Source organism: Bacillus sp. FJAT-27251 (assembly GCF_001273925.1).
Taxonomy (GTDB): Bacteria; Bacillota; Bacilli; order Bacillales; family Cytobacillaceae; genus Mesobacillus_B.
Genome location: NZ_LIGG01000001.1, coordinates 1291142 through 1299525, shown reverse-complemented (window position 1 = coordinate 1299525; position 8384 = coordinate 1291142). Strand labels below are relative to the sequence as shown.

Sequence of the window (8384 nt, the reverse complement as noted above, 5' to 3'; positions counted from 1 at the left end):
CGTTTAGGGAGCTCTGATAATGCCTTTCATTACTTAAAATTATTCTGCAAATAATTTTAAATTTATTATATCTTTAGTAGAAAGTGATTGTTCTAAAACGACATTTACTTCCTTCATGATGTCCACAATACACTGCTGGCCACTAAGAGTCAGTACGGCATAGACACTACGTTTATCTTCAGCAAAGCTTGCTCGTTCTACTGCATGAAAATGGTGCTGCTCTAGTCTAGATACTAAACGAGAAAGTGCACTTTGACTAAGACCCACCATATTCTGAAGCTCCGATAGACGTAACTTCTTTGCTTCTGTTTCATTTAAAAAAATTAATAAATAAAATTCATTTAAGCCAAGTTGATATTTTTGTTGGAGTACATGATCAAGAGCGCGTGTAATTCGATTATGGAACTTTGAAAAGTTTATCCATGTATGGATTAATTGTTCAGGATTATTCATGGCCATCGCCTTTCAGAAAATACTAATCTTAGTGTACCATATCATCCCTAACGAATGCCTCGAGCATATTGAATTGGCGGGGTAACTTCGCGTGTAATGTCCTTGATTGCGTGTAAACTCCAATAAGGGTCATTCAAAATACCTCTTGCAACAGCGATTAAATCGGCGTCCCCATTGGATAAAGTTGCTTCTGCTACTTGTGGATTACTTAGCATACCCACTGCAATGACAGGTAGTCCTAATTCTTCTTTGAAGGCTCTTGCGAAAGGTACTTGATAGCCAGGATAATTGCCTGGCTTTAAAGAACCCGGTTTGCCTTCACCACCAGTTGATACATGGAATATATCGACACCAGCTTCTTTAAATTGCTTAGCCATTTGTAGGGAGTGCTCTAATCCGTAGCCACCATCAATATACTCAATAGCGGAAATTCGCATGATTAAAGGCATGTTTTCTGGCATGACGGATTTGACTGCACGAAATGACCTCTACACCAAATTTCGAGAAATCCTGACCATATTCATCTGTTCTATTATTAATACTCGGAGACATAAATTGATGTAATAAATAACCATGTGCGCCATGAAGCTCGACTGCATCAAAGCCTGCAGCTACCGCTCTTCTAGCAGCTTCTTGAAATTGCTTGATGATTACCTGAATTTCATCAATTGATAAGGCACGTGGTTGCTTCAAAGATCCATTTTTCGTTTCTTCAGGAAGTGCCTCACCTGCAATGTTAGAAGGTCCAACTGGCTGCACTGCATCCTCAGCCTTTCTACCTGCGTGAGCAATTTGGATTCCAATTCTTGTACCATATTTATGGACTTCGGATACAATACGCTGATAGGCGGAAATTTGGCTATCATCCCACAAACCTAAATCTTGATTTGTTATTCTACCTTCAGGTGTAACACTCGTCATTTCCATAATGATTAACCCAGTGCCACCGACAGCTCTGGATACATAGTGAACAAAGTGCCAATTGTTTGGTATGCCATCTTCTTTCTCTACAGAGTATTGACACATTGGTGCCATGACAGTTCGATTTTTAAGTGATAAGCCTTTTACTTCAAAAGGCGTTCCAATTGTTTTCATAAATAAATAACCTCCTGTTAAATCAAATGCATGTGCATGCATTTGATTTAACAATAATACAATTACTAATCAATTGCAAAATAAAAAGTTGATTGTAACATCGGGGTGTTTTTGACAACCTTAAATTACCGAAAGTTGACGGTATTGCCTGTCCAGAATTAGTCGATTATAATGTCCGTATACAATTCGAAACTTTTCGACATTTATTCTAGAGAAAGGAAAAGACGTCTCCCTGAATGTATAACTGCGCCAACAGTTATACAGGAGACGTCCCCACAAAAAAGTATATGATTATTGTATCAGATTATCAGCTGATTGAAAACACTCTTACTGGGGTTTTTAGTTAGGGGTGCGGGGAGGATTCCTTCCCCATGTTGCGGGAAAGACATGTTGGTTAGAGGTACAAAGAATCGAAAAGCCAAGGATCATACAGGACAGAGTAAGACATATAACATCAGAAGATTACAATGCACCCATTGCCATACCATCCACCATGAACTTCCGGATTTATTGATTCCTTATAAGCGTTATGAAGCTGAATGTATCGAAAGCTTTCTTACGAATCCATCCAATCACACTGTTCCAGCCGATGAGTCCACTCTTTCGAGATGGCTTGGCTGGTTTCATGAATTTGTGGATTATTGGGTTGGTTGCTTAACTTCAATCATGGTCAGGACCAATCAGGGAAACATCCCCCTGGATTTCACGTCCAAAGGTTCAGGGACTGCACTTCAAAGGATAGGACGCTTGGCAGGAGATGCCAATGGATGGCTGACAAGAATTGTCCGGCCTATCGTAAATATTAATTTTTGGATACATACCCGTTCTGCATTCATTGTCCAATAAGCCCTGATTTAAACTCATGATAGACACAGAGAGGAGAGTGTATCATGAGGGATCATAAGAAATCAGAAGAATTGGCCGTGCAGCGTTTTCAGCTGATATCCCCTCTATTGGCAGAGGGGCTTGATTCTGGGAAATTAAAGGAGTTAAAAGACCAGATAGCGAAGGTCAACGGCCTTTCAGAAAGAACGATTAGGCGTTATCTGGCTCAATTTCGTAAAGATGGGTTTGGAGGATTGAAGTTAGGATGCAACATCGTGGATTGTAAGCCAAGGCTTATAATTAGAAAAATTACCTTTTCCCCTCCCTTCTTTTATTCTCCTTTCAATATTTTTAAGTGAACTTGCCCTCCTGCGTTTGGCCATTACATTCCCTCCTAAGCAAACTTCATATTTACTTATATAATTGGTGTTTTATCATATATTAGATTTACTTACAAACAGCTATATAGTAAATTTCACTTTTACACTTTGGTTTTTTATGGTATATTTTTCACACAAACCTGGGAGTTGATGATTATAAATAACTTAGGAAAAAGGATTAGGAAATTACGAAAAGAGTGTCACTGGACTCAGGAAGAATTAGCCAACAGAATTCAGGCCACAAAACAAGTTGTTTCAAATTGGGAACGAAGTATTGCAAAGCCAGAACTTAAACATTTAATTGCATTAGCTGAAGTGTTTAGGGTTAGAACCGATTATCTTTTAGGTCTTGATGAAAGCGTTAGATATATGCACCCTCAGGGTGGTGAACAAGAAAGAAGGGGTAAGCACTGGGACTGGGTAATTCAAGGATCATATGATTTATTAGAAGTGATTAATTCCGACTATAAATTCAAGCTGAATAACCGATTCTTAACCAAAAAGGATAAAGAATTCATTTCACACTATATAATCGACCTTTATAAGCGGCTAGAAAGTATTGAACTTGAATATGAAGAAAAGATTGAAGAACTTGAAAAGCAAATTAATGAACTATCAGGATATAGGAAAACTGATTTCTCCACTCCTTTATTTTAAATGGTAAAATAAGTTTATTTATTCTAATTTAAACAAATATATAAATTTAAATTTGACATTTCCAAACATAATTTTTGTAAAAAAAACATTAGAACTTAATAATTTATCTGTTAATATATCTCATACAGGATAATTTAACCAAATAATATCGTTACACGGATATTTTTGGGTTAAATTAAAATAGACAGTATCTATCCAATTAGATACTGTCTTAAAAAACATCTATCTTAACAGGAATTTTATTCGCCTTTTGAAATTTTATATTTTAAAAAAGATGTACATATCTAAAGCACTATTTTTATGAACATATAAAAAAGCCGACAAAATGTCGGAAATGAATAAATTGACTAATTGTTATTTGGGGTATTAAATATAAACAACCGTTCGTAATATAAGGTTAGATAGATTTTTTTCTAGTTTACCTTTCAGAATGGCAGTTTAGAATTAACGCCTTTGGCTTGATAATGGGGAAAACAAAGCTAGTACAAAGAAAGCTAACAATCCCATTATGATCGCCATTTTTAGGTTCAGAACAAACAAATACCAACCGTTTTGAACCATCTTATACGTTAAATAACCAATTGCACTAACAAGCAAGAATTTTAAACCTTTATCTAGTACCTGATCACTATCGAATAACATGGAACGACCTAAGAAGTACATCACCATCAGTAAAATAATAGCTGCTACCATAATTAAAAGCATTGGTAATAACATATTGGTAAACACACTGTATGTCTTTTCAACAGTCAATAACGATTTATTAAAAGCATTTCGGATTATATTAGCAAAACTGGAGGAAAAGTTACCCACCATCTCATCTCGAAGCTCTTGATAGCCTCGGTGCTTAATTGGGGATGTTAACAGTTCAGCAAGGAAGAAAAGCCCTATTGCAGCTCCTACTCCCAATGTATAGGCAATATATTGCCAAGCTCCATCTAATTTCTCGAACATTTATCCACCTCCTTCTATGCTTTCTATTACAGAATATGTAAACTCGGCTAAAAGTAGCACAACTAAAGGACATAAAAAAAAGCGCCGTTTGGGACGCATAATTGCTTCTTTAGAAAATTTTATTTTCTTATACTAGCACCCCCTTTACTTTAAGTAGCAACCCTTCACAAAACTCCACTCGGATACAAAGCTCTGGCTAATTAAAAAATAAAGAAACAAGGTTTTCCCTAAGGAAATCCCTTATTTTTAACTTTTCGTTGAGAAGTATCCTCTTATAAACCCATACTGTTTTTCAAATAATCTAGAGTAGTTTTTTCCTCTTCAATTTGGTTATTAATTTGATTATAAATTTCTTCACAAGCTTCTAAAATATTTTCAAGATGAATATTAAATTCGTCACTTAGTCCATCTGATGGATTCCCGTCTTCATCAAAATTTAGATATCCATAAACAACATCAATGACACCATAGCTAGAATCAGAGTTATTTCTAATATTATCTACTAACTTGATTTGGATGGTGTCACTCCCTCCATCTTCTGGATTTAATTCACCTACAACATAAACTCTAAAATTTTGATTATCAAAGTCTTTGAATTCCAATAAATCTTCAGTAAAATCAAACACTTCTTCACACTTCCACATTTCTTCACTATCAAAATCTTCAGGATTTAAATTAATCCTGTCCGTAAAGAGACCTAGAATTTCGTCTTGCATTTCTTCCAAATTCCCATTGAGATTGAGTGTTCCAGCCTCAATATTGTTAAAGCTATTAATTAAGCTTTGAGCTTCACCTAAATCTAATCCTCTAATTGTTTCTATAGCTTCAAAATAGTCTTCTGAAAAACCTGCAAAGTTACTTAAAAGATTTTCTTTACATTCATTTAAAAACTTCATCATTTCATATATTTCTGGACGTTCACTTATAATTTCTTCCCAATTTGCTGAGAGTGGAATTAAACCACCTGCTTCTCTATTCCTCGCAATTTCTTCATACTCTAACTCTCCATATAACTCTCTCGCTCTTTCCTGCTCTAACTCCTCTAAAAAACCTGCATGTTCCGTTTCATCTTTAAAATCTTCTAATAAAGTTTTAGTAAAGTGTATTCTATAATTGAATTGCTCAGTAAGCTCAGATAATCCTAGACTTTCCTTTATATCCGAATGTAGTGCAGTGTTTTGTTGTTTATCAGAGAAATCTGCTGTGTTTCTAGAGATAAAAAATAATTGATCATCTGGAGTGAAATTAATAAGATTATTATAATCTTTGATATTTATTAATGTTTCTATTATTACTGCATCTGCAATAGAATCTTTATCAGGCTCGTTATAATGAAATGGCCTTTTCTTATGTAATTTCCTTTTATCCGCTCTATGTAATATATTTTGTGTTTCTTCAAGTATTATTACATTTTTATGCTCAAATAGTTTATTAAAAAGTGCATGCGCATCGGAAATATATTGATTTTTATTTGCTTCAAACAATGAATGTAATTCCTTAATACCAGTTTTCACAGCTGGTATACTAGTCGTAAAAGCTCTCATCTCCTCAACATTATTTATCCAATAAAGTCCCTCAACACTTTTCTTGATACGTTTCAGTTCTTCATATATTTTCTCAATTTCTTGATCTAAATGTCGTTTAACCTCAGTTATAATAACAGCAGGCACAAGTAATCTAATTTCTCCATAATCCAATAATTTTTGCATTTGATTATAGGATTCAGACTTATGACTTTTATTTCTTGATACAACCATATCTAAATAAATATTGGTATCTAATGCTAAGTACTTCATATGTTATTCTTCTCCTAATTTTTAGTCCTTGAATTCAACCTAGTGTGGCGAAACATAATTTATACAATATCACAATAAGTAAAATTTTAACACAAACCGTATAAAATAACACAAATATCTGATTTTAATTAAGCTTCCATTTAGTTTAATAAAAAATACCAACCTTTAGATAAGGTTAACTTAAGTATAATCACTAAAACCTTCACTCCGACTAAATATCGAATGCCACCCGCTTGAATTCGCCAGGCTTCACCTCAATCCGAAGTTCATAAGTTATCGGATCAACGTAATGAACATAACCTGTAATGTCGTGAGTAAATCCCTCATCCCATACGGTTAGCTTTACTGCATGATTATATTCTGTGGCGTAGCTCCGCAGGTCAAACCCCCGTCTGATTTCCGCCTAATAACTGCTTAGCAGTCCGAGCCTGATCCTCGAACATTTACTGGTCATTTCGAATGCTAGGGTTTTGAAAGAAGCCAACTGCAGTTTCACGTTACCACGGTCACGATTTGTTATAATGAATCATCTCCTTTTTTCTATTATATACGAACTAATGTTCTATATATGAATAAATTTGAAGACCAACTCTACATCATGTTTAGATTTCTTTTTTAATTAAAGTACCCATTACTTTAAGTGCATTTCTTCAAAAATTCATCCTTTTTAATTCAGTTATTACAGGAATGCTGCCCTGGTTCAATAAGTAGCTCAACAAAAAGTGCGTTAATCATGGATTAACGCACCCCTTTTGTTTGATTTCAACCCTACTATGTTTTTTCATAGTGAATGTATAAACTTTAGCTTCCGTGTGCCATGATTCATTAAAATAATAAACATACTGCCATTGCTTAATTAATATTTTACCAGGAACAAACTGTAAATCGGCAAAGGAACCCACCTTTTCCACTTTTGTATTCAGCTATTATCCTTTGTCAAGTGTCGCTCGGTATCGTGTATATCTCAAACTCACCTTTTCTTAACTTCTCTAATTTCCGCAGTGCACCTCTTTTATCCCCAGAACCTATGTATCCTTTCAGGCTTCCTTCATTCCCTTTAAAATGCTCTGCCAGTTCAATCAGTTTCTTTTTCAGCAAATGGGGCGTAAATCGCTCCCGCACATCATAATACTCCACTTCCCCATATCTCGCTTTGTAAAAGGCAATCCGGTCAATGGAATTATAGTTACCAAAGTCATATTCTTCTGAACCGGAATAATTCGAGAGTTCGTCCAATAGAAAATAGCCAATCATCTGCAGATTATCATTCTTCTGCAAAGCTTTGCTCTTTGTTGTCTTAAAATCGTAGAGTGTTCCATTAATATAGATATCCGCATCCGCTCCCTCAACCAGTAGTGAACCAATTCCGAAGTTCGGGTTAAAGGACACGAAGCTGCTCTTCTTTATAATTTTCGGTATCATAAAGTTTTCCTCAAATACGACCATCATCATTTCCAATTCATTCATTATGTCAGCGGGAGCGGGTTCGTTAAACAGGTAATCCAAGTCCACATCTGCCGGCTTGACCCCTGCCCGAGCAATTTGCTCCAATTTTGCTAAGTGCACCGCTATCTCATACAATTCAGTGAGTCGCTTTCTACTCATCACCACTTCTTTGATTTTCTTCTCCCACGGCTTGTACTTCCCATGATAATATTCCTGTATATGCGGCAAATTCCTTAACTTGTAAATCCCGTGATAGGCAACCAAGTTCGATGTTACATACTCATATTTTTTATACTTTGCAATTCTAAACCGTGCTAAATAGTCAAACGCAGTACCTATTAAACTGGAATCATGAATGTTCTTCAACTCGTTTGGCACTCTCAGTATGTACTCATCAGAAAAGGGATTCTTCCCGCTCAACGTATAGTAATCCCCCTTGTTCGGCTCAACCGATAAAACTATCTCCCTAAACGCCTTATCCTCCTTCGTCTTTCCGGCTAATTTGCTTTTTAATGACACTTAGCCCATCTCCTCTCCACATTTTGCTCTTTAATATTCAGAGGGATCCATCCAATATATTCCATACAATAGAAAGTATAAACGATCCGTTAGTGAATTAGAAAAGGCTGCTTTTTCTAAAAAAGCCCCCGTTAACCGCCCATACAGCGTATAAATTCAGCACTGTACCACAGAGAATGCAATAGATCATGCGGTCTATTCTATACGGTTTGTTTTAAGGTTGCCGATAAATGTCGATACACTTTCTGCCATAGAGCCC

Annotated in this window: 7 protein-coding genes and 2 pseudogenes; 3 read left to right on the top strand and 6 right to left on the bottom strand. The window is 35.6% G+C overall.

The window, feature by feature from the left end:
* Positions 1 to 39: 39 nt before the first annotated feature.
* Positions 40 to 453, bottom strand: a complete 414-nt coding sequence (locus ADU22_RS06165; protein WP_082252794.1) for a MarR family winged helix-turn-helix transcriptional regulator — start codon at positions 451 to 453, stop codon at positions 40 to 42.
* Positions 454 to 500: 47 nt separating this feature from the next.
* Positions 501 to 1548: pseudogene (locus ADU22_RS06160) on the bottom strand (NADH:flavin oxidoreductase/NADH oxidase).
* Between the two features lie 315 nt (positions 1549 to 1863).
* On the opposite strand from ADU22_RS06160, the gene ADU22_RS06155 reads away from it, so the two are divergent.
* From ADU22_RS06155 to ADU22_RS06145, 3 genes and pseudogenes are all read left to right on the top strand, one after another.
* Positions 1864 to 2394, top strand: a complete 531-nt coding sequence (locus tag ADU22_RS06155; RefSeq protein ID WP_286132263.1) for a DUF6431 domain-containing protein — start codon at positions 1864 to 1866, stop codon at positions 2392 to 2394.
* Between the two features lie 44 nt (positions 2395 to 2438).
* A pseudogene (locus ADU22_RS06150) lies at positions 2439 to 2633 on the top strand (helix-turn-helix domain-containing protein); the annotation flags it as partial.
* Between the two features lie 270 nt (positions 2634 to 2903).
* Positions 2904 to 3410 (top strand): helix-turn-helix domain-containing protein, encoded by a 507-nt coding sequence (locus tag ADU22_RS06145; protein ID WP_053361371.1) that lies wholly within the window; start codon positions 2904 to 2906, stop codon positions 3408 to 3410.
* 444 nt (positions 3411 to 3854) lie between these two features.
* Here the strand turns inward: ADU22_RS06145 and ADU22_RS06140 are convergent, their stop codons facing one another.
* The 4 genes from ADU22_RS06140 to ADU22_RS06130 all read right to left on the bottom strand — a co-directional run bounded on the left by ADU22_RS06140 (position 3855) and on the right by ADU22_RS06130 (position 8125).
* Positions 3855 to 4364 (bottom strand): hypothetical protein, encoded by a 510-nt coding sequence (locus tag ADU22_RS06140; protein ID WP_053361370.1) that lies wholly within the window; start codon positions 4362 to 4364, stop codon positions 3855 to 3857.
* A gap of 272 nt (positions 4365 to 4636) precedes the next feature.
* Positions 4637 to 6160: a PIN domain-containing protein gene (locus tag ADU22_RS06135; RefSeq protein WP_053361369.1), complete on the bottom strand. Its 1524-nt coding sequence runs from the start codon at positions 6158 to 6160 to the stop codon at positions 4637 to 4639.
* A 211-nt stretch (positions 6161 to 6371) separates the two neighbouring features.
* Positions 6372 to 6539, bottom strand: a complete 168-nt coding sequence (locus ADU22_RS25490) for a YolD-like family protein (protein ID WP_353611404.1) — start codon at positions 6537 to 6539, stop codon at positions 6372 to 6374.
* Positions 6540 to 7096: 557 nt separating this feature from the next.
* Entirely contained in the window at positions 7097 to 8125 is a 1029-nt protein-coding gene (locus ADU22_RS06130; protein ID WP_053361368.1) for a hypothetical protein, read from the bottom strand.
* Positions 8126 to 8384: the final 259 nt, after the last annotated feature.

What these genes read in the sequence shown, in the direction of transcription:
- ADU22_RS06165 (WP_082252794.1), bottom strand. Translation starts at nt 453, where the DNA reads ATGAATAATCCTGAACAATTAATCCATACATGGATAAACTTTTCAAAG.
- ADU22_RS06145 (WP_053361371.1), top strand. Translation starts at nt 2,904, where the DNA reads ATGATTATAAATAACTTAGGAAAAAGGATTAGGAAATTACGAAAAGAG.
- ADU22_RS06140 (WP_053361370.1), bottom strand. Translation starts at nt 4,364, where the DNA reads ATGTTCGAGAAATTAGATGGAGCTTGGCAATATATTGCCTATACATTG.
- ADU22_RS06135 (WP_053361369.1), bottom strand. Translation starts at nt 6,160, where the DNA reads ATGAAGTACTTAGCATTAGATACCAATATTTATTTAGATATGGTTGTA.